This window comes from Ensifer sp. ENS09, from assembly GCF_014852425.1.
Lineage (GTDB): Bacteria > Pseudomonadota > Alphaproteobacteria > Rhizobiales > Rhizobiaceae > Ensifer.
Map to the genome: position 1 here is coordinate 1,408,891 of NZ_JACVBP010000001.1, position 21,209 is coordinate 1,430,099.

At 63.5% G+C, this 21,209-nt stretch carries 21 protein-coding genes; 10 read left to right on the forward strand and 11 right to left on the reverse strand.

The genetic code is table 11. The annotated features are described in order from the left end of the window. Window positions 1-19: 19 nt before the first annotated feature. The 4 genes from IB267_RS07020 to IB267_RS07035 all read right to left on the reverse strand — a co-directional run bounded on the left by IB267_RS07020 (window position 20) and on the right by IB267_RS07035 (window position 4,148). A complete protein-coding gene (locus tag IB267_RS07020; protein WP_192446956.1) occupies window positions 20-1,219 on the reverse strand; it encodes an MFS transporter in 1,200 nt (399 codons plus the stop codon). A gap of 213 nt (window positions 1,220-1,432) precedes the next feature. After that, the gene (gene map, locus IB267_RS07025) at window positions 1,433-2,182 is read right to left on the reverse strand and encodes a type I methionyl aminopeptidase (RefSeq protein WP_192446957.1); all 750 of its coding nucleotides are present in this window, start codon (window positions 2,180-2,182) and stop codon (window positions 1,433-1,435) included. A gap of 100 nt (window positions 2,183-2,282) precedes the next feature. Continuing rightward, entirely contained in the window at window positions 2,283-3,341 is a 1,059-nt protein-coding gene (locus IB267_RS07030) for an LLM class flavin-dependent oxidoreductase (protein WP_192446958.1), read from the reverse strand. A 105-nt stretch (window positions 3,342-3,446) separates the two neighbouring features. Continuing rightward, window positions 3,447-4,148, reverse strand: coding sequence for a TetR/AcrR family transcriptional regulator C-terminal domain-containing protein (locus tag IB267_RS07035; protein ID WP_192446959.1), 702 nt, complete (start codon window positions 4,146-4,148; stop codon window positions 3,447-3,449). Between the two features lie 197 nt (window positions 4,149-4,345). Here IB267_RS07035 and IB267_RS07040 point away from each other — a divergent pair, with 197 nt between their 5' ends. Beyond that, a complete protein-coding gene (locus IB267_RS07040) occupies window positions 4,346-4,834 on the forward strand; it encodes a RidA family protein (protein ID WP_192446960.1) in 489 nt (162 codons plus the stop codon). Window positions 4,835-4,931: 97 nt separating this feature from the next. On the opposite strand, the gene glpK is transcribed toward IB267_RS07040, so the two are convergent. After that, window positions 4,932-6,419: a glycerol kinase GlpK gene (glpK, locus tag IB267_RS07045; protein ID WP_192446961.1), complete on the reverse strand. Its 1,488-nt coding sequence runs from the start codon at window positions 6,417-6,419 to the stop codon at window positions 4,932-4,934. Between the two features lie 254 nt (window positions 6,420-6,673). Here glpK and IB267_RS07050 point away from each other — a divergent pair, with 254 nt between their 5' ends. The 3 genes from IB267_RS07050 to xdhB all read left to right on the forward strand — a co-directional run bounded on the left by IB267_RS07050 (window position 6,674) and on the right by xdhB (window position 11,376). Continuing rightward, on the forward strand, window positions 6,674-7,450 hold the full coding sequence (locus IB267_RS07050; RefSeq protein WP_192446962.1) for a 3-hydroxybutyrate dehydrogenase: 777 nt from the start codon (window positions 6,674-6,676) through the stop codon (window positions 7,448-7,450). Between the two features lie 111 nt (window positions 7,451-7,561). Beyond that, window positions 7,562-9,037 carry a xanthine dehydrogenase small subunit gene (gene xdhA, locus IB267_RS07055; RefSeq protein WP_192446963.1) on the forward strand — a complete coding sequence of 492 codons (1,476 nt, stop codon included), beginning with the start codon at window positions 7,562-7,564 and terminating at the stop codon, window positions 9,035-9,037. Window positions 9,038-9,039: 2 nt separating this feature from the next. Beyond that, window positions 9,040-11,376, forward strand: a complete 2,337-nt coding sequence (xdhB, locus tag IB267_RS07060) for a xanthine dehydrogenase molybdopterin binding subunit (RefSeq protein ID WP_192446964.1) — start codon at window positions 9,040-9,042, stop codon at window positions 11,374-11,376. A gap of 18 nt (window positions 11,377-11,394) precedes the next feature. Here the strand turns inward: xdhB and IB267_RS07065 are convergent, their stop codons facing one another. Then, on the reverse strand, window positions 11,395-11,733 hold the full coding sequence (locus tag IB267_RS07065; RefSeq protein WP_192446965.1) for a hypothetical protein: 339 nt from the start codon (window positions 11,731-11,733) through the stop codon (window positions 11,395-11,397). Window positions 11,734-11,745: 12 nt separating this feature from the next. Between IB267_RS07065 and IB267_RS07070 the strand changes: the two genes are divergently transcribed. The 4 genes from IB267_RS07070 to IB267_RS07085 all read left to right on the forward strand — a co-directional run bounded on the left by IB267_RS07070 (window position 11,746) and on the right by IB267_RS07085 (window position 16,536). Then, on the forward strand, window positions 11,746-12,660 hold the full coding sequence (locus IB267_RS07070; RefSeq protein ID WP_192446966.1) for a LysR substrate-binding domain-containing protein: 915 nt from the start codon (window positions 11,746-11,748) through the stop codon (window positions 12,658-12,660). 72 nt (window positions 12,661-12,732) lie between these two features. Continuing rightward, the gene (puuD, locus tag IB267_RS07075; RefSeq protein WP_192446967.1) at window positions 12,733-13,971 is read left to right on the forward strand and encodes a urate hydroxylase PuuD; all 1,239 of its coding nucleotides are present in this window, start codon (window positions 12,733-12,735) and stop codon (window positions 13,969-13,971) included. Beyond that, window positions 13,968-15,284, forward strand: a complete 1,317-nt coding sequence (gene guaD / locus IB267_RS07080; RefSeq protein ID WP_192446968.1) for a guanine deaminase — start codon at window positions 13,968-13,970, stop codon at window positions 15,282-15,284. The genes puuD and guaD overlap by 4 nt, the downstream gene beginning before the upstream one ends. A gap of 115 nt (window positions 15,285-15,399) precedes the next feature. After that, window positions 15,400-16,536 (forward strand): alpha-hydroxy acid oxidase, encoded by a 1,137-nt coding sequence (locus tag IB267_RS07085; protein ID WP_192446969.1) that lies wholly within the window; start codon window positions 15,400-15,402, stop codon window positions 16,534-16,536. 146 nt (window positions 16,537-16,682) lie between these two features. Here the strand turns inward: IB267_RS07085 and uraH are convergent, their stop codons facing one another. The 4 genes from uraH to puuE form a co-directional block, all read right to left on the reverse strand. Continuing rightward, window positions 16,683-17,045 (reverse strand): hydroxyisourate hydrolase, encoded by a 363-nt coding sequence (uraH, locus tag IB267_RS07090; RefSeq protein ID WP_192446970.1) that lies wholly within the window; start codon window positions 17,043-17,045, stop codon window positions 16,683-16,685. 1 nt (window position 17,046) lies between these two features. Further along, window positions 17,047-17,580 carry an ureidoglycolate lyase gene (locus IB267_RS07095; protein ID WP_192446971.1) on the reverse strand — a complete coding sequence of 178 codons (534 nt, stop codon included), beginning with the start codon at window positions 17,578-17,580 and terminating at the stop codon, window positions 17,047-17,049. Between the two features lie 96 nt (window positions 17,581-17,676). Then, window positions 17,677-18,180 (reverse strand): 2-oxo-4-hydroxy-4-carboxy-5-ureidoimidazoline decarboxylase, encoded by a 504-nt coding sequence (gene uraD, locus IB267_RS07100; protein ID WP_043623675.1) that lies wholly within the window; start codon window positions 18,178-18,180, stop codon window positions 17,677-17,679. Then, window positions 18,180-19,109: an allantoinase PuuE gene (gene puuE / locus IB267_RS07105; RefSeq protein ID WP_192446972.1), complete on the reverse strand. Its 930-nt coding sequence runs from the start codon at window positions 19,107-19,109 to the stop codon at window positions 18,180-18,182. The genes uraD and puuE overlap by 1 nt, the downstream gene beginning before the upstream one ends. 157 nt (window positions 19,110-19,266) lie before the next feature. On the opposite strand from puuE, the gene IB267_RS07110 reads away from it, so the two are divergent. Beyond that, the gene (locus IB267_RS07110; protein ID WP_246810559.1) at window positions 19,267-19,764 is read left to right on the forward strand and encodes an NUDIX domain-containing protein; all 498 of its coding nucleotides are present in this window, start codon (window positions 19,267-19,269) and stop codon (window positions 19,762-19,764) included. On the opposite strand, the gene IB267_RS07115 is transcribed toward IB267_RS07110, so the two are convergent. Continuing rightward, complete coding sequence (locus IB267_RS07115; RefSeq protein WP_192446973.1) at window positions 19,761-20,564, reverse strand: DUF1045 domain-containing protein; 804 nt, start codon at window positions 20,562-20,564, stop codon at window positions 19,761-19,763. The two genes, IB267_RS07110 and IB267_RS07115, sit on opposite strands and share 4 nt — an antisense overlap. Window positions 20,565-20,790: 226 nt before the next feature. Between IB267_RS07115 and IB267_RS07120 the strand changes: the two genes are divergently transcribed. Beyond that, complete coding sequence (locus IB267_RS07120; protein WP_246764963.1) at window positions 20,791-21,180, forward strand: PRC-barrel domain-containing protein; 390 nt, start codon at window positions 20,791-20,793, stop codon at window positions 21,178-21,180. Window positions 21,181-21,209: the final 29 nt, after the last annotated feature.

Here is a 21,209-nt window from a genome sequence, read left to right on the forward strand (position 1 = left end):
GGGCTGCGAGGGTCTCTGGCTAGCCCCTCAAAGCCTGGGAAATCCGCTTCAGCTCGACGACAATGACGCCGCCGCAAAGGAAGAGGACGGCGGCCGCAATCAGGGTCGGCGCGGCGAAGCTACCCGTGCGCTCAGCAAGCCAGCCGGCCACCAGAGGGCCAATGATCTGGCCGATACCGAATGCGGCCGTCATCAGGGCCAGAGCCTTGCGCGGGCTTTCGGGCGCCAGCTTCCGGCCGATCTGCAGGCCATAGGCAGTGATCATCATGAAGGTTGCGCCAAGCATCAGGCCGCCGGCAAGCGGGGCATAGGGCAAAGGCAGGCTGACCGTCAGCACCAGCCCGACCGCCTCGACCAAAAGGCCGATCGCGTAGACACCGGCAAGCCCGAAGCGCGGCACGGCAAAGCGCCAGAGATAGACGGAGAGCGCTGCGGCAAGCCCGGTCAAGAGCCAGGCGAGAAACTCGACGCTGTGGCCGCCGCTCGGATCGCGCGCCATGGTGACGAGGAAGGTGGCGGTGATCACATAGCCGAAGCCGAAGAGCGCATAGGTAAAGGTCACAACGGTCAGCGGCCGCGTCCAGCGCAGCGGCTTTTCGCGCACCGGACCTGAACCGGAAGACGGTACACCGGGCAGAAGTGCGGCGACGACGACCGTCCCGACCAGCCCGACGAGCGCGCCAGTGAACCAGTCGCCCATGGAGGTCGTCAGGCCGGCGTGCCCCGCAAGCGGGTTCGCCCAGACGCAAAGGGATGAAAACGCGATGCCGAGGCCGACGCCGCCAAAGTGGACGGCGGGCACGTTTTCCGAGCGCGCAAGCACGCCATGGCCAAGCACGATGCCGGAGATGAAGATCATCGCAAAGGCGCTGGCAAGGCCGGCGAGAAAACGGATCAGCGCCAGCACGACGACGGAGGACGACAGGCCCATGGCCGCCAAGAGCACCGTTGTGGCGACCAGCGACAAGAGCGCGATCCGCCGCTCGTGCCCATGCGCCCAGCCATAGGCGGCAAGAATGGCTCCGGCGAGGTAGCCGACGAAATTGGCCGAAGCGATCAAACCGGCATCGCCCGGCGACAGGCCGAGATCCGCCATCATCGACGGCAGGATCGGCGTGTAGGAGAAGCGCCCAAACCCCATGGCGACGGCCATGGCGATGGCGCCGGCGGCTGCCGTGGCGGCGATGTTGGTCTGCAACGGTCTGTCGAGCGTGGTCATATCAGTTTATTGCGCCGCAACACGACGCACGACAAACGACAATAATTGAAGGATCTATTGAAGAAATCGAACCATCGCCGATTTCAATGGCTTAGACCAATCGCCGGAAGGGTAAGATGCGCGGCGTCACGGCGGCAGATCATGCACTGCAGCGGTGGAGCAAAAAATCGACAGGAGGACGGCGAAGGCTGCAGGCCGCCGCCCCATCCCGGTTCAGCCCGGCAGCGTCACCACCAGCGGCCCGCCGCGGGTGACCACGACCGTGTGCTCGTACTGCACCGTCGGCGCGCGCGGATCGCTGTAGAGCGTCCAGTCGTCGTTGCCGCCTTCGGCCCATTGTGCGCCCATCGAGAGGAACGGCTCGACCGTAAACACCATGCCGTCGTTCATCCGGCGGCGCTCCTTGGGATCGGGCCAGGTGGCGATCTCGGTCGGTTCTTCGTGCAGCGAGCGGCCGATGCCGTGGCTGGCGAGGTTGGTGACCAGCGAATAGCGGTTCTTGCGGGCAAAGTCGCCGATCGCATTGCCGATGGCCGCTAGCGGCTGGTCCGGGCGCACCTGCTTGAGGCCCACCCACATCGCCCGCTTGCCGTCGCGGCACAGCCGGTCGATCGCGGCGGTGACCGGCGGCACCGGGAACGAGGCTCCGGTGTCTGCGAAGATGCCGTCTTTTTCGGCTGATACGTCGATGTTGACGAGATCGCCTGCCTTGATGACGCGGCCGCCGGGAATGCCGTGGGCGATTTCCTCGTTGACGCTGATGCAGGTGGCGCCGGGGAAATTGTAGCAGAGCTCCGGCGCCGAGCGTGCGCCGGCCTCTTCCAGCACCTTGCGGCCGATGGCATCGAGCTCCGCCGTGGTGATGCCGGGCTCGAGCGCCTCGCCCATCGCGTGTAGGGTATTGGCGCAGATGCGGCCGATTTCCTTCAGCCGCAGCAGATCTTCTTCGTTGTTGAGGGTCATCCGTTTCTCGCTTTCGCGCTCACATGTAGCGTGTCGCCAGGCGTTATGCCAGCGCCGAGCGGAATGACCGGCAACCGGGCGCAAGACCCGGCGTTTCCGGTCAGACGGCGGCCGGGGCCGCCGCCTTCACTTCCGCCACGGCCTTGCGCACCAGCGGCGCCACCTTGGTGCCGTAGAGCTCGATGCCACGCATGATCTGGTCGTGCGGCATCGGCCCGATCGCCATCTGCAGCAAGAAGCGATCGTTGCGAAACAGCTTCCAGTTCTCGACGATCTTTTCGGCCACCGTTTCCGGGTCGCCAAGGAAGAGGTTGCCGCTGGGGCTGCGCGCCTGGTCGAAATGCGCCCGGTTGGTCGGTCCCCAACCGCGCTCGCGGCCGATGCGGTTCATCACCTCCGCCTGCGGACCGTAGAACTGGTCGGCGGCGAGATCGGTCGTATCGGCGATGAAGCCGTGCACGTTGATGCTGGTCTTCAGCTTTGCCGGATCCTGGCCGGCACGGCGCGCGGCCTCGCGATAGAGATCGAAGAGCGGCGCAAACCGGCGGGGTTCGCCACCGATGATGGCAAGCGCCACCGGCAGGCCAAGCGCCCCGGCGCGCGCCACCGACTGCGGCGTGCCTCCGACGGCGATCCAGAGCGGCAGTTCCTGCTGCAGCGGCCGCGGATAGACGCCGCGATCATGGATCGCCGGCCGCATCTCACCCACCCACGAGACCTTCTCGTTCTCGCGCAGCGCCATCAGCAGATCGAGTTTCTCGGCAAAGAGCTGGTCGTAGTCGTCGAGCGACTGGCCGAAGAGCGGGAAGGATTCGATGAACGACCCGCGGCCGGCCATGATCTCGGCGCGACCGCCCGAGATCAGGTCCAGCGTCGAAAACTGCTGGAAGACCCGCACGGGATCATCCGAGCTCAGCACCGTGACGGCACTCGTCAGCCGGATGGTCTTCGTCCTCGCGGCAGCAGCGGCCAGGATGACCGCCGGCGCAGAGGCCGCATAGTCGGGGCGGTGATGTTCGCCGAGCCCGAAGACGTCGAGGCCGACCTGATCGGCAAGCTCGATCTCTTCGAGAAGGTTGTTGAGGCGACGCTGCCCTTCCCTGCCCTTGTCATCGGCGTTCGGATCGACATCCGCGAATGTGTAAAGCCCGAGTTCCATGGTGCCTGTCCTTTTTCTGTTTGCACAACAGATAGTTGGCGCGCGCAGGAGCAGCAAATGCGCGTCCGGGAAACACAGTGTTTCCCGGACGAACACCAATGGACGTCAGCGGCGCGACAGACCGTCGAGCAGAATGTCGAGACCTTTCCGGAACGTGCCGTCCCAGTCGTTGTCGAGCAGCAGGCGCGTGCGCTCGATGGTCGGATAGCGTTCGCTGAGCACCGAGAGGCGCTGTTGTCCGGCAGTCTGGTCGGCATCCGAAAGCGCGAAGCTCGCCCGGGTGACGGTGGCGCCGAGCACGTAGTTCCACAGCGACCAGATCGCGACGTTCATGCTGGCATCGGCAACGCCGGCGCCCGACAGAGCGCTGCTCATGGTTTCCAGGCGGGCGAGGATGTTCGGGCCGAGCGCCCGGCGCGGCAACAGCGATGCCGACCAGGGATGGCGCAACATGATTGCACGCCAGTCTTCGAGCATGAGAACCACATCGCTACGCCAATCCTCTGGCTCGGTCTTTTGCGGGGCTTCGCGATAAGCAAACACCGCATCGAGCGCCAGATCAAACACCTCTTCCTTGTTGCTGACATGCCAATAGAGGCTCATGACGCCGGCGCCGAGACGGCCGGCAAGGCGGCGCATCTTCAACCCCTCGATCCCCTCGGTGTCCAGCAGGTCAACCGCCGTTGCGACGATACGGTCCAGAGACAGCGACGGTTCGCCGCCCGGCTTCTGCCCGGCTTCAGCTACCGCTAGCGCCTCCACCCTTTGGGAGCGTTTGCCCTGCCCGCCGTTCCCTTTCCCAGCCATGCGTCTTCCTTACGGATTGAAACACCGATTTACGCCGACAACACGCTGGATGTCGATCCTGAACGATTGACTCGTACGGCGTACGATGTAAATCAATCGTACGCCGTACAAGTCAATATCAAAGAGCGACGGCGAAAGGTCAAACCTGCGGGTCTGCAAGCCGCGTCGCGCGCAGACCTCGGAGACGAGAGAACATCATGTCACACGCAATCAGACATCTCATGATCGGAGGGTTCATCATCATGACCACAGGCGTTTCCACCCTGGCGACGGCAAGCGAGCAGGCGACGAAGCTGACGATCGTCAATCCGAAAAACCTCTACGACCCGACGCCGCATGGCTATAGCACCGCGGTGATTGCGCCTGCCGGGGCCCGCGTGGCCTACATTTCAGGACAGGGCGGCCAGGACAGCACCGGCGGCCTGTCTCCCGACTTCGCGGTGCAGGTCAAGCAGGCCTATGCCAATCTAAGTGCAGCGCTCGAGGGCCTTGGCGCAAGGCCGGACCAGGTCGCCAAGCTCACCATCTTCGTGGTCGACCACGACATGTCGAAGCTTGAGGTCCTGACCAACAGCGTCAAGGCGATGTTCGGAACAACCCTGCCGGCACAGACCCTCGTTCCGGTGCCCAAGCTGGCGGTCGACGGCATGCTGTTCGAGGTGGAGGCGGTCGCGGTCATCGACTGACGGGCGGCCGGCACGCGAGCACCGCCGTCCGGTAGCAAGGCCGATGATCGTCAAGAGAACCGGACGACGCGGAGAAAATCAGCGCGTGTCCCGGCCCTTAGCTCAGCGTGCGCTTGACCGCGTTGCGCCAGCCCTTGAGCTTCGTCTTGCGCGTCTTTTCGTCCATCGCGGGCTCGAAGCGGCGGTCGCGTGCCCAGGACTTGGCGAAGTCTTCCTGCTTCGGCCAGACGCCGGCGCGGCTGCCAGCAAGCCAGGCGACGCCGAGCGCGGTCGTTTCGAGGATGACGGGTCGGTCGACCGGCGCGTCGAGCAGGTCCGACAGGCGCTGCATCGTCCAGTCGGAGGCAACCATGCCGCCATCGACGCGCAGCACCGTCTCCTTGCCGTTGCTGCGCCAATCCTTGTGCATGGCTTCCAGCAAGTCGCGCGTCTGGTAGCAGACGGCTTCGAGTGCCGCGCGGGCAAATTCCGCCGGGCCGGTGTTGCGGGTCATGCCGAAGATCGCACCACGCGCATCCGGATCCCAATGCGGCGCGCCAAGCCCGGTGAAGGCCGGCACCAGATAGACCTCCTGCGTGGGGTCAGCGCTTTCGGCAAGCGTGCCGGTATCGGGGGCGGCCTTGATCACCTTCAGCCCGTCGCGCAGCCATTGCACCGCGGCACCGGCAACGAAGATCGAGCCTTCGAGCGCATAGGTGGTTTCGCCGTCAAGCTTGTAGGCAATGGTGGTGAGCAGCCGGTTCTTCGAGCGCACCATGTCCTTGCCGGTGTTGAGCAGCGCGAAGCAGCCGGTGCCATAGGTCGATTTCAGCATGCCCGGCTTGAAGCAGGCCTGGCCGATGGTCGCCGCCTGCTGGTCGCCGGCGACGCCGAGGATCGGAACCGCCGCCCCGAAAAGTGCTGGATCGGTAACGCCGAAATCGGCGGCGCAATCCTTGACCTCGGGCAGCATGGCACGCGGCACTTTCAGGATCTTCAGCAGCTCGTCGTCCCAGGCATTGTCGGCGATATTATAGAGCAGCGTGCGCGAGGCGTTGGTCGCGTCGGTGACGAAAGACTGGCCGCCGGTCAGCCGCCAGATGAGGAAGGTATCGATGGTGCCGAAGCAGAGCTCGCCCTTGGCGGCGCGCGCCTGCGCCCTGTCGATATTGGTCAGCAGCCAGTTGAGCTTGGTGCCGGAGAAATAGGGATCGAGCAGCAGGCCGGTCTTCTTGGTGAAGGTCTTTTCCAGCCCCTGCTTCTTCAGCCGATCGCAATAGGAGGCGGTGCGGCGGTCCTGCCAAACGATCGCATTGTGGATGGGATTGCCGGTCTCGCGATCCCAGACGACGACGGTCTCGCGCTGGTTGGTGATACCGATGCCCGAGAGGTCGCCGGCCTTGATGCCGGCCTTGGCGAGCGCGTCCTCGACCGTCGAAAGCACCGTCTGCCAGATTTCCTCGGGATCGTGTTCGACCCAGCCGGATTTCGGAAAATACTGCTTGAATTCCTTCTGGCCGGCGCCAACGATCCGTTGCTGACCGTCGAAGATGATCGCCCGGCTCGAGGTCGTACCCTGATCGATCGCGAGAATATATCCGCCCATATGCCCCTCCCCGGCCACACGCATGTTTGTTCACCGGCCTTGAAGGCGGGATCTCATTTCGAAAACTTCAATACGATGGCAAAACGAATGTCAAACGAAAACAAAACGCAACCGACCGGCATCGCCGCTCCCCTCCTCAACTCTGCGATCGCGAAGCCAAAAACACAATTGTCAGCGCCGGCGTTTTCCGCGTAGGCTGGCGCTGTTGCGCCGCAACAAAGCAGTGCGCGGCGCCGCAAAGGGAGAGAGCAGCAATGACGAAAACAGCGGTCATCACCGGTTCGACGAGCGGCATCGGGCTTGCGATCGCCAAGGCCTTCGCCAAGGGCGGCGCCAATATCGTGCTGAACGGCTTCGGCAGCCCGGACGAAATCAGACAAGCGACGGACGATGTCAGCGCGCTGACGACAGGAACGGTCGTCTATCATGCCGCCGACATGACGAAGCCAGCCGAAATCGCCGACCTGATCGCAACAGCGACGACCCGCTTCGGCAGCGTCGATATCCTCGTCAACAATGCCGGCATCCAATATGTCGAAAAGGTCGAGGATTTCCCGATCGAGCAATGGGACCGCATCATCGCGATCAACCTTTCCTCCTCCTTCCATACGATTCGCGCCGCCATTCCCGGCATGAAGGCGAAAGGCTGGGGCCGCATCGTCAACATCGCCTCGGCCCACGGCCTCGTCGCCTCGCCCTTCAAGGCGGCCTATGTGGCGGCCAAGCATGGCGTTCTCGGCCTGACGAAGACGGTGGCGCTCGAGGTGGCCGAAAGCGGCATTACCGCGAACTCGATCTGCCCGGGCTACGTGCTGACGCCGCTCGTCGAAAAGCAGATCCCAGATCAGGCCCGCACCCGCGGCATCACCGAGCAGCAGGTCATCAACGACGTGATGCTGAAGGGCCAGCCGACGAAGAAGTTCATCACCGTCGAGCAGGTGGCAGCGCTCGCCGTCTATCTCGCGAGCGACGACGCAGCGCAGATCACCGGCACCCATGTTTCCATGGATGGCGGCTGGACGGCGCAGTAGGCGCATATCGACGGGGCGTGCAAAAATCTCCGCGGCTCTTTGCTTTTCTGCATAACCACCTAAGATCAAAGTGATTTCAGGTAGTACGCAGCAGCGCAGGGAATGAATGGCATGCCCCAGCCGAACGGAAGCATCAGCTTCATCCTCAACGACCGCGAGGTCGCTCTTTCCGACATCGCACCGACAACGACGCTGCTCGACTATCTGCGGCTGGAGCGCCGGCTGACCGGCACCAAGGAAGGCTGTGCGGAGGGCGACTGCGGCGCCTGCACCGTGCTCGTCGGGCGGCTCTGGGGCGACCGGCTCGTCTATGAGAGCGTCAACGCCTGCATCCGTTTCCTCGGCTCGCTGCAGGCAACCCATGTCGTCACCGTCGAACATCTCGCCGGCCAGGATGGCGCACTGCATCCGGTGCAGCAGGCGATGGTCGATTTCCACGGCTCGCAATGCGGCTTCTGCACGCCGGGCTTCGTGATGTCGCTCTATGGCCTCTGGCTCGGCAATGACAACCCGGATCGATCAGACATCGAGAAGGCACTGCAGGGCAATCTCTGTCGCTGCACCGGCTACGAGCCGATCGTGCGCGCCGCCGAGGAGGCGGCCAAGGCGCGACCCTCCGAAATCTTCGACCCGATCACCCGCGAGCGCGAGGCGATCACCGCGCAGCTGAAGGCGCTGGCACCGGCCGAGACCATCACCGTCCGCCAGGGCGAAAACTGTCTGATCGTGCCGGCCGACGGCGATGGCCTCGCACAAGCGCTCGCCGACAATCCGGGGGCGACGGTCGTTGCCGGTTCCACCGATGTCGGCCTCTGGGTGACCAAGCAGATGCGGCCGATCAACCCGGTCATTTTCATCAACGGCATTGCCGAACTGCAAGGCATCGAGGAGACCGAGGCGGGCCTGACGATCGGCGCCGGCGTCAGCTACACCATGGCCTATTCGGCGCTCACAAAGGCGTTTCCGGCGCTCGGCCCGCTGATCAACCGCATCGGCGGCGAGCAGGTGCGCAACATGGGCACGATCGGCGGCAACATCGCCAACGGCTCGCCGATCGGGGACAGTCCGCCGCCACTGATCGTTCTTGGAGCCACCGTGACACTGCGCTCGAAGGGCGGGCGCCGGACGCTGCCGCTCGAACACTTCTTCATCGCCTATGGCAAGCAGGACCGTCAGCCCGGCGAATTCGTCGAGAGCATCTTCGTCCCACGCCTGCCGGAAGGCGATCTCTTTGCCGCCTACAAGATCTCCAAGCGCCGCGACGAGGATATCTCCGCCCTGCTCGGCGCTTTCCGCCTGTCGGTGGAAGACGGCGTCGTCCGCGCCGCCCGCATCGCCTTCGGCGGCATGGCCGCCACGCCAAGGCGCGCAACCAATGTGGAAGCGGCGCTCATCGGCAAGCAATGGACCGAAGAGACGGTTCGCAACGCGCAAACGGCCTTTGATGCCGACTACCAGCCGCTCACCGACTGGCGGGCAACGAGCGACTATCGCATGCTGGCGGCGAAGAACCTGCTGATACGCTTCTTCCTGGAAAGTGGCGGGGAGCCCGCACAACTGGTGCGCTTCGCTGCGGGAGACAGATGATCATGGACAAATCCACCTTCGAGGAACGCAAGGCGATCCGCGGCGAGATGCATGTCTCACAGCGTCACGACAGCGCCCACAAGCACGTCTCCGGCACCGCCGACTATATCGATGACATGCCGGAACCGACGGGCACCCTGCATGGCGCGCTCGGCATGACCGACCGCGCGCATGCGGAAATCACCGCTATGGACCTTTCGGCCGTCGCTGCCGTACGGGGTGTCGTCTGCGTGCTGACCGCCAAGGACATGCCGCATTCCAACGACATCAGTCCCAGCCACCTCCACGACGAGCCGGTCCTTGCCGATGGCCTCGTGCAGTTTCATGGCCAGCCGGCCTTCGCCGTCATTGCCGAAACGCGCGACATCGCCCGCCGCGCGGCGCGACTGGCAAAGATCACCTATCGCGACCTGCCGCATTTCACCGACATTCTCGACGCCGTCGCCCGCGGCGGCGAACTGGTCACGCAGCCGCTGACCCTGCAGCGCGGCGACGCGGAAGCCGAGCTGGAAAAGGCGCCGCGCCGCTTGAAGGGCAGCATGCGCATCGGCGGCCAGGAACATTTCTACCTCGAAGGGCACATCGCCCTTGCCATTCCCGGCGAGGACGACGAGGTCACGGTCTGGTCGTCGACCCAGCATCCGAGCGAGATACAGCACATGGTCTCGCATGTGCTCGGCGTGCCTTCCAATGCAGTGACAGTAAATGTCCGCCGCATGGGCGGCGGCTTCGGCGGCAAGGAAACGCAGGGCAACCAGTTCGCCGCCCTTGCGGCGGTCGCGGCGAAGAAGCTCAACCGCGCCGTCAAGTTCCGCCCTGACCGGGACGAGGACATGACGGCGACCGGCAAGCGCCACGACTTCCTCGTAGACTACGATGTCGGCTTCGACGAAGACGGCCGCATTCACGCGGTCCATGCCAATTACGCCGCCCGCTGCGGCTACTCATCGGATCTGTCTGGCCCGGTCACCGACCGCGCGCTGTTCCACGCGGATAGCTCCTATTTCTATCCGCATGTGAAGCTCACCTCGCAGCCGCTGAAGACCAACACCGTCTCCAACACCGCCTATCGCGGTTTCGGCGGGCCGCAAGGCATGGTCGGCGGCGAGCGCATCATCGAGGAAATCGCCTACCAGCTCGGCAAGGATCCGCTCGAAATCCGCAAGCTGAATTTCTATGGCGAAAAGGGCTCCGGCCGCGACGTCACGCCCTATCACCAGCAGGTCGAAGACAACATCATCGCCGAGATCGTCGCCGAGCTGGAAGAGAGCGCCGACTATCAGGCGCGCCGGCAGGCGATCCTCGACTTCAACAGCACGAGCCGCGTCATCCGCAAGGGCATCGCGCTGACGCCGGTCAAGTTCGGCATCTCCTTCACCTTGACCGCCTTCAACCAGGCCGGTGCCCTGGTGCACATCTACCAGGACGGCTCGATCCACCTGAACCATGGCGGCACCGAGATGGGCCAGGGCCTCTACATCAAGGTCGCCCAGGTGATCGCCGACAGTTTCCAGGTGGATCTCGACCGGGTGCGCATCACCGCAACGACCACCGGCAAGGTGCCGAACACGTCGGCGACTGCGGCCTCCTCGGGTTCCGACCTCAACGGCATGGCAGCCTACGACGCCGCGCGCCAGATCAAGGAGCGGCTCATCAGCTTCGCCTGCGAGCGCTGGCAGACGACGCCCGAGAATGTCAGCTTCGTTGCCAACCATGTGAAGATTGGCGAAGAGCTGATCCCCTTCCCGGAATTCATCAAGCAGGCCTATATGGGCCGCATCCAGCTTTCGGCTGCCGGCTATTACAAGACGCCGAAGATCCATTGGGATCGCGCCAGCGGTCGCGGCACGCCGTTCTACTATTTCGCCTATGGAGCCTCGGTTTCGGAGGTTTCGATTGACACGCTGACCGGCGAATACATGGTCGACCGCGTCGACGTGCTGCACGATGTCGGCCGCTCGCTCAATCCGGCGATCGACATCGGCCAGATCGAGGGCGGCTTCGTGCAGGGCATGGGCTGGCTGACGACCGAGGAACTCTGGTGGGACGACAAGGGCCGGCTGCGCACCCACGCCCCCTCCACCTACAAGATCCCGCTCGCCTCCGACCGGCCGAAGATCTTCAACGTCAAGCTTGCAGAATGGTCGAGCAACGCCGAGAAGACCATCGGCCGCTCCAAGGCGGTGGGAGAGCCGCCCTTCATGCTGCCGATCTCGGTGCTGGAAGCGCTGTCGATGGCGGTGGCGAGTGTCGCGGATTATCGCGAGTGCCCGCGCCTCGACGCCCCGGCGACACCGGAGCGTGTGCTGATGGCCGTCGAGCGCCTTCGGCAAGCCTGACGGCCATCGTCGTCAACGTTAAAACCGCGGCATTTCATCGACGCTGAAAAGGCGGCGAGAGGCAGCCATTGCCTCTTCGTCATCTCCATAGGGGCCGCGGCCATCCATGAAACCCATGTCTCTCTTGATATGATCTGGGAGCGCATTGACGTCGAGCGTCGGCTTGGCGGCAACAAGACCGCCGAACAGGCCGGCCACAAGCCGGGTGACCGGCTCGAACGAAAGAAATGGTTTTCTTTCAGTATGTTCGTAATTGTCGCAAGTCATTTCAGCACCTGTTTTGTCTTGGGAAGTTGACTTGAAGGATGCCGTGAAGGAGGATCGAAATCCAATCGAACATCCGTCTGCATGCATCAAGAGAACTTATCCATGAAGATGTCGAAGCAGTTTCCGCTGAATGCGCTCAGGGTCTTCGAAGCGGTCGCAAGGCTCGGCAGCTTCACCAAGGCCGGCGAAGAGCTGGGCATGACCCAGACGGCCGTCAGCTACCAGGTTAAGTTGATCGAGGAGAATGTCGGCGAGCCGCTGTTCCTGCGACGCCCGCGCCAGATCTCGCTGACGGAAGTCGGCCAGCGCATGGCGCCGCGCGTCACCGAAGCCTTCGAGATGCTGCAGGAAGCGGTTTCGAATGCCCGCGGCGATATCGACAGCGCGCTGTTGATCAGCTCGACCCCGACCTTCGCCTCGCAATGGCTCGCCCGCAATATCGGCAGCTTCCAGCTCGCCCATCCGAACATCGCCGTCCGGCTGACGACCAGCGACTCGCTCACCGATTTTACCCGCGAGCCGGCCGACCTCGCCATTCGCTCAGGCGCCGGCGTCTGGCCCGGCCTCGACACCCATCCGCTAATGCGGGTGGAATTCAGCCCGATGCTGAGCCCGGCGCTTGCCGCCACCATCGGCGGCGTGCACGAGCCGCGCGACCTCTTGAAGCTTCGCATCATCGATCCCGGTGACCCCTGGTGGCCGATGTGGTTCAAGGCCGCCGGCGTCAAGGATCCCGATCTCGAGGGACGGCCGCACAGCCGCCTCGGCGCGCAGTCCTTCGAGGCGCGCGCCGCCATCGCCGGCCAGGGCGTGGCGATCCTGACGCCGGAATTTTACCCCGATGACGTGGCGCTCGGCCGCCTCTACCAGCCCTTCGAACTGCGCTGCAGCGACGGCTGCGATTATTGGCTCGCCTATCCGCACGCCCGCCGTAACACGCCAAAAATCCGGATTTTCCGCGACTGGATCCTCGGCGAACTTTGCCCGCCGAACTTCCTGCAAGCAAATAGCGCTTGAGGAGCGCGTAAGCCCCTTTTCCCCTCCGCGGTTTATGCGCAAAGTGAGGCAACGGAGACAAAGGGGATCTGAATGTACGAGTTCGCCATCGCCTGGGAATGGCTGGCCTTTGCCGTGCGCTGGTTGCACGTCATCACCGCCATCGCCTGGATCGGCTCATCCTTCTATTTCATCGCGCTCGACCTGGGTCTGGTAAAGCGCGATCACCTGCCCGTCGGCGCCTATGGCGAGGAATGGCAGGTCCATGGCGGCGGCTTCTACCACATCCAGAAATACCTGGTTGCGCCGGCCTCGATGCCCGAGCATCTCACCTGGTTCAAATGGGAATCCTATGTGACATGGCTCTCGGGCTTCGCCATGCTCTGTGTCGTCTATTACGGCGGCGCCGATCTCTTCCTGATCGACCGGCACGTGCTCGACATCTCGGCAACCACCGCGATCCTGATTTCGCTCGCCTCACTCGGCATAGGCTGGCTGTTTTATGATCTGCTTTGCAAGTCGCCGATCGGCAAGAACACCTGGGGGCTGATGGCGCTGCTTTATGTGGCGCTCGTCGCCATGGCCTGGGGCTACACCCAGGTCTTCACCGGTCGTGCCGCCTTCCTGCATCTGGGCGCCTTCACCGCCACGATCATGTCGGCCAATGTGTTTTTCATCATCATCCCCAACCAGAAGATCGTCGTCGCCGACCTGATCGCCGGCCGCACGCCGGATCCGAAGCTCGGCGCTCAAGCCAAGCAGCGTTCGCTGCACAACAACTACCTGACGCTGCCCGTCATCTTCTTCATGCTGTCGAACCATTATCCGCTGGCGTTTGCCACGGCATTCAACTGGATCATCGCGGCACTGGTCTTCCTGATGGGCGTCACCATCCGACACTGGTTCAACACCACCCACGCCCGCAAGGGCCGGCCGACCTGGACATGGCTCGTCACGGCCCTCCTCTTCGTCCTGATCATGTGGCTCTCGACCGTGCCAAAGGTGCTGACCGGCGGTGAAAAGGCCGAGGTCGCGCCGGCCTTCACCCGCTTCGCCGCCAATGCCCACTTCCCGGCCGTCAAGGACACGGTCTCGACCCGCTGTTCCATGTGCCATGCCGCCGAGCCGGTTTATGAGGGCATCACCCAGGCGCCAAAGGGCGTGGTGCTGGAAAGCGACGCGGAGATTGCCGCCCATGCCCGCGAAATCTATATCCAGGCCGGGCGCAGCCACGCGATGCCGCCCGGCAACGTGACAGACATGACGACGGACGAGCGCCAACTGCTGGCAGCCTGGTTTGAAAGCGCCGTCGAGGAAGGCAAGACACAATGACGACCACCCTCATCCGCGGCCGACTGCTGAGCTTTCACCGCGCGCCGACGTCGATCGACGACAGCGCCGCCTACAGCTACGAAAGCGACGGCGCCCTACTGGTGGCGGATGGGCGGATCCTAGCCAGCGGCTCCTATGCCGCGGTGAAGGCTGACGCTCCCGAAGAGGTGGCGGAAATCGACCACCGCCCGCACCTGATCGTGCCGGGCTTCATCGACACGCACCTGCATTTCCCGCAGATGCAGGTGATGGCGTCCTATGCCGCCAACTTGCTTGAATGGCTCAACACCTACACCTTCCCGGAGGAATGCCGGTTCGTCGAGAGCGCCCATGCGGAGCGCATCGCGACGCGCTTCTTCGACGAGATGGTGCGCCATGGCACGACGACGGCGACGGCCTATTGCTCGGTGCACAAGGCGTCCGCCGATGCCTTCTTTGCCGAGGCGCTCCGCCGCGACATGCGCATGATCGCCGGCAAGGTGATGATGGACCGCAACGCCCCGCAGGGCCTGCTCGACACGCCGCAGATGGGCTACGACGAAACCCGCGCGGTTATTCGCGACTGGCACGGCAAGGGCCGCAACCACGTCGCCATCACCCCGCGCTTTGCCATCACCTCGACGCCCGAGCAGATGGACGTCGCAAAATCGCTGGTGCACGAATTCCCCGACCTGCACGTGCAGACGCATCTTTCGGAAAACCGCGACGAGATCGCCTTTACCTGCGAACTCTATCCGGAAGCCAAGGATTACACCGACGTCTACGCCCGCTACGGCCTGCTGGGGCGCAAGAGCCTGTTCGGCCACTGCATCCATCTGTCGGAGCGCGAGGCGGATGTCATGAGCGAAACCGGCTCGGTCGCCGTTTTCTGTCCAACCTCCAATCTCTTTCTCGGTTCCGGCCTCTTCCCGCTGCGCGCGCTCAGCAGGCGTGACAGGCCGGTGCGCACCTCGGTCGCCTCCGACATCGGCGGCGGCACCAGCTATTCCATGCTGAAGACGCTCGACGAGGCCTACAAGATCCTGCAGTTGCAGGGCGAGCGGCTGAACCCCTTCGACAGCTTCTTCATGATGACCCGCGGCAATGCCGAGGCGCTGTCGCTGGTCGACAAGATCGGCACACTCGAAGCCGGCACCGATGCCGACTTCATCGTGCTCGACATGGCGGCAACGCCGGCCATGGCGCTGCGCGCTGAAGTGGTCAACTCTCTGTCAGACGAACTCTTCCTGCTGCAGACGATGGGCGACGACCGGTCGATCGTTGAAACTTACGTGGCCGGCAGGCCGGCGAAATCGGCGCTTGTCGCCGCCTGATCGACCTGACGCAGAGAGGTCAAGAAAATTGACCTCTCTGCGTTCTGGCTATTAACAAGCCTCCGGCAAACATGGTAATGGCTCGTTCAATCTCCGTTGGACGAAGGCCGTTCCCATGACGCAAATCCTCGAAATCAGCGATCTCAAGGCGCTCGCCAAGCGCCGGGTGCCAAAACTCTTCTTCGACTACGCCGACAGCGGCGCCTGGACCGAGGGCACCTATCGCGCCAACGAGGAGGATTTCGCCAAGGTAAAGCTGCGCCAGCGCGTGCTGGTCGATATGACCAACCGCTCGCTCGAAACGACGATGATCGGCCAGAAGGTGTCGATGCCCGTGGCGCTCGCCCCGACCGGCCTCACCGGCATGCAGCACGCCGACGGCGAGATGCTGGCCGCCCAGGCGGCGGAAGCCTTCGGCGTGCCCTTCACGCTCTCGACCATGAGCATCTGCTCGATCGAGGACGTCGCCTCAGTCACGACAAAACCCTTCTGGTTCCAGCTCTACGTCATGCGCGAACGCGACTTCGTGCTCAACCTCATCGACCGCGCCAAGGCGGCGAAGTGCTCGGCGCTGGTGCTGACGCTCGACCTGCAGATCCTCGGCCAGCGCCACAAGGACCTGCGCAACGGCCTCTCGGCACCGCCCAAGATGACGCCGAAGCACCTCTGGCAGATGGCCACACGTCCCGGCTGGTGCATGAAGATGCTCGGCACCAAGCGCCGCACTTTCCGCAACATCGTCGGCCACGCCAAAAGTGTCACCGACCTCTCCTCGCTCGGCGCCTGGACGGCGGAACAGTTCGACCCGCAACTTTCCTGGAAGGACGTCGCCTGGATCAAGGAACGCTGGGGCGGACCGCTGATTCTCAAGGGCATCCTCGATCCGGAAGACGCCAAGATGGCAGCCGCCACCGGCGCCGATGCCATCATCGTCTCCAACCATGGCGGCCGGCAGCTCGACGGCGCCCACTCCTCGATCAGCATGCTGCCGCGCATCGTCGATGCTGTCGGCCACCAGATCGAGGTGCATGTCGATGGCGGCATCCGCTCTGGCCAGGACGTGCTGAAGGCTGTCGCCATGGGCGCCAAGGGCACCTATATCGGCCGCCCGTTCCTCTATGGCCTCGGCGCCATGGGCAAGGAGGGTGTGACCAAGGCGCTCGAAATCATCCGCAAGGAGATGGACATCACCATGGCCCTATGCGGCAAGCGCGACATCAACGACGTCGATCGCAGCATCCTGGCGGAGTGAGACGGCGCATCTCCCACTCTCTTGTCATGCTCGGGCTCGACCCGAGCATCCAAAGCCGCAGGTGACGTATGGATCCTCGGGTCAAGCCCGAGGATGACCCTTTGAGAGGTCCAGCGCCTTAAGGCATGTGGCGTCTGGTGGACACCTCAGCTCCCCCGGTAGGTCGAGTACCCATAGGGCGAGAGCAGCAGCGGCACGTGGTAGTGGCTCGCCGGATCGGCGATGCCGAAGCGCAAGGGGATGCGGTCAAGGAAGGCCGGCTCCGGCAGTGTCACACCTGACCGGCGCAAATAGTCGCCCGCATGGAACACCAGCTCGTAATTGCCAGCCATGAAGCCGACGCCTTCGACCATGGGCCCGTCGACGCGGCCGTCGCTGTTGGTGTGGACGGTGCGGATCAGCTGCCGCTCCTCGCCTTCCAGCCAATAGAGATCGATGCGGAGACCCTCGGCCGGCTTGCCGAATGCGGTGTCGAGAACATGGGTCGTCAGGCGGCCGGTGCTGCTCATCTCATCCTCCTTCATAAACGGGTACGAGAAGCGGACGAAAGAACCCGCTCTCTATGACGAAGGGTTCCTCATAGAAGAACTCCTCGAGATTGTTGCCCGGCCCTTCCCGATCGACGATGAGGAAATCGCTGACGGCGCCGATGGACATCAGCGGGTGATGCCAGACATTGCGGCCGTAGTTGACGCCCTGTCGGCCATTGGCCTGAAACACCCGCGGCGCACCCGGACGACCGCCTTCGTCTTCAGCGACGATGACCAGCCAGGGACGGTCGTCGAGCGGCGAAAAGCTCTGGCTGCCAAGCGGGTGCCGTTCCATCATCGTCACCGAATAGGGGAAAGCCCGCGGTTGGCCGCGAAAAATGTTGATGATGACGTTGGCGCCGTCGCCGACGACATCGGCGCGCGCCAACCCGTGGAAACGTTCGGTATTGCCGCCGTTGATGTAGCGCATCGTTGCCGGATCGGCTTCGATGACGGTTCCGAACGGGGCGAAGGCGTCGCGTGTCAGCGGTTCGATCGTAAGCAGGCGCGACATTATGCGGAGACCTCGCAAGAAGACTTGGCGCTTGCGGATGTCCGATCCAGTTCGAGGGCCCTCCTCATGAGCGGGGACAGGCATCGAACGGTTTTGTCAGGCATTTTCGTCTCCAGGAAGCATCGACTGCAGGCGCAGGCGGGCGATTTTCTCGACCTGTGCGCAAGCGGTTTCAAATTCCTCTTCGGGCGAATTGTCAATGCGGCTTTCGAAGGAGGCAAGAATTTGCGCCTTGGTCAGCCCCTTCACCGCAATGATGAAGGGGAAGCCGAATTTCTTCGTGTAGACGTCATTGAGCCCGGTGAAGCGCTGATGCTCCTCTGGCGTCAACCGGTCGAGGCCAGCGGATGCCTGTTCCGCCGTCGAGTCCGCCGTCAGCTTGCCGGCGATCGCCAGCTTGCCGGCAAGATCGGGGTGCGCCCGTAGCACCTGCATCTTCTCGCGCGGCAACGCCGTGCGAAAGGCCTGGCAGAGCGCCGAATGCACCGTGCCCGCCGTCAGCCCGGTCGCCGCGGCTCGGTCGTAGGCGCGTTCGGCAACCCAGGGCGAGTGCTCGAACACGCCACCGAAACGGGCAACGAAGGCATCACGGTCGGTCATCAGAGCGCCCCTTCCGGCTTGTGGTGCTGGTACCAGTGGTTGGCGATGTCGATACGACGCGGCACCCAGACCTTGTCGTGCGACATCACGTAGTCGATGAAACGGGCAAGAGCGGCGGCGCGGCCCGGGCGGCCGACGAGACGGCAGTGAAGCCCGATGTTCATCATCTTGGCGTCGCCCTGGCGACCTTCCTCGTAGAGCACGTCGAAGGTGTCCTTGAGATAGCTGAAGAACTGGTCGCCGCTGTTGAAGCCTTGTGGCGTCGCAAAGCGCATGTCGTTGGCATCGAGCGTATAGGGAATGATCAGGTGCGGCTTGTCGGGCGAAAGACCCGGCACCCAGTAGGGTAGCTCGTCGGCATAGCTGTCGCAGGAGTAGAGGAAGCCGCCCTCCTCCAGCACCAGCTTCAGCGTATTGGCCGAAGGCTTGCCCTGGTAGATGCCGAGCGGGCGCTCGCCGGTGAGTTCGGCGTGCAGGCGGACGACCTCGCGGATATGCTCGCGCTCGACCTCTTCCGGCACGTCCTTGTATTCCAGCCAGCGCAGACCGTGGCTGGCGATTTCCCAGCCGGCTTCCTTCATGGCCTCAACCGCTTCCGGATTGCGCGCCATGGCCTGCGTCACGCCATAGACGGTCAGCGGCACGTTACGGCTGGTGAACATGCGCCACAGCCGCCAGAAGCCGGAACGGGCGCCATATTCGTAGATCGATTCCATGTTGAGGTTGCGCTGACCAGCCCAGGGCTGTGCGCCGACGATCTCCGACAGCAGGCATTCGGACGCCGGGTCGCCATCGAGAATGCAGCTTTCGCCGCCCTCTTCGTAGTTCAGCACGAACTGCACGGCGATGCGCGCATCGCCCGGCCAGTTTGCCTTCGGCGGATTGCGGCCGTAGCCAACGAGGTCGCGCGGATACTTAGTCTCAGACATCAAATCACCCTTCGAATTTTTAGGAACGGTATCACCGCCGACCGGATTGTCGATACCGAAATGACGGGAAGCGGGGCAGCGGCAGCACCGTGGCCCTGACGGAAATCACCAGAAAAATTCCGCTGAGCCCGAGCTTGAGAGATTTTTGGAAACGGCGTTGAATGGATTGGCAAGGACAACGGCTCTGATCGAGATGAAATCCTACATTCAAGCGCTTCGCGAAAAAGTCGGTTCCGGCCTGCTTCTCTGCCCGTCGGTGGCGGCCTCCATTCTCGATCCCGATGGCCGGATCCTGTTGCAGGAGAAAGCAAGCGGCGAAGGTTGGAGCCTGCCGGCCGGCGCCATCGAACCGGGCGAAGCGCCTGTAGATGCGATCGTTCGCGAGATCATGGAGGAAACCGGCTATCCGGTCTCGGTTGAGCGGATACTGGGCGTCTTCGGCGGAGAAGCGTTTCGCTACACCTACCCGAACGGCGACCACGTCGAATATGTGGTTACCCTCTATCGATGCCGGATCGTCGGTTCCCAGCAGCCGATCACCGATGGCGAAACGAAGTCGCTGCGCTACTTCGCGCCGGCGGACATGCCGCCCCTCGGTCTGCCCTATCCGAAAGCGCTGCTGTTTGCAGATCAGCCCGCGTGCGTTTCCGGTTAGCGCTGTGCCATCAGCGCCGCCACGATCAGCGGCAGCGGCCGGACCGCGCCTTGCGGCGCCAGCGACGGATCGGCGGCGGCGCGCTTCGCCCGCTCTGCGCGCGTGTTCATAGAGATCTTGCCGAGCGGGTGCTGCGAATGCACCCGCATGGGTGCGCCCGTCTCCTGCTCGACAAACAGCGCAAGGCTGCCGATCGAAAGCGGTTTTGATAGGCAGGGCTCGAAGAGATCACGAAGTGGCGCCTCGACCCGCCGCATCGCGTCTGGTGCAAGCGGGCCGGTCAGCATCATGTGGAAGCGGTATTCGTCCATCACATGCGGATCGCCCCAACGGTACAGGTTGGAAAACTGCGGCGCGGTCAGCCGGTCCGGATCGGAACGCTCGATCTCGTCTTCGCTGAGCGGCGCGCGGAAGGCATCGAACTCCTGGACGACGTTGGCCGCAAGCAGATGCATGGCCGTACTCGGCACCTGCGGCATCAGCCCGAAGCATCGACCGATGCGGGCAACCTCCAGGCGATCGATTTCGAACGGGGTCTGGGCGCCGGCAAAATGCATCAGCGCCTTCAGAAGCTTCGTTTCCGTCATATCAGGATGCAGGCGGAACGGCGACATCATTACCGCGTGAAAGCCGAAGCGGCGGGGAACCGCCGTGTGATAGGCGACATCCGCGGCGCTCAAGCCCGCGACCGACGGCAATTCTGTGGGGTCGCCGGAATAGACGTTGCGCCCCAGCCAGCTTGCAGCGGTCGCGGAAAGCGGATCGGCCATCGGCGGCGTAAAACAAATGGCATAGCGCATCGGCTGGCTCCGGGTATCCCTCAGCGCGGGATGAGCAAAAGCATGCGGTTTTCCGCCCTCACCCCGACTTGTCCAATGGCCGCGTCTTAGGTGATTTGCGTGACAGATTGACGAAGTTAGCCGGGGATGAGCGCAGCGCCGGACCGAACGTCGCCGTTGGTTTTTCGGAACCATCCGGCCGATCGCTCGTTCCCCAATGGTAGGAAAACAAGGATGGAGACGAAACGTGACCTATCACAATGCTAACCTTCAGGACGCCCGGATCAAGGAGACCCACGACCTGATCGCGAGCGACAAGGTTGAAGGCACGAGGGTCTACGGCCCCGACGAAAAACACATCGGCTCGATCGAGCGCGTGATCATCGAGAAGCGCAGCGGGCGCGTCGCCTATGCGGTGCTCGGCTTCGGCGGCTTTCTCGGCCTCGGCGAAGACCATTATCCGCTGCCCTGGGCAAAGCTGACCTATGACGAGAAGCTGGGCGGCTATCGCACTGATGTGACTCGCGATCAGGTCGAAAACGCGCCGAAATATCACGGCACCGATGAATACGATTGGAACGCGGAAAACGGTCGCCGTGTCTACGACTACTACGGCGTGCCGCCCTACTGGATGTAATGCCTGACTTTCGATCTTTCGGGTCCCGC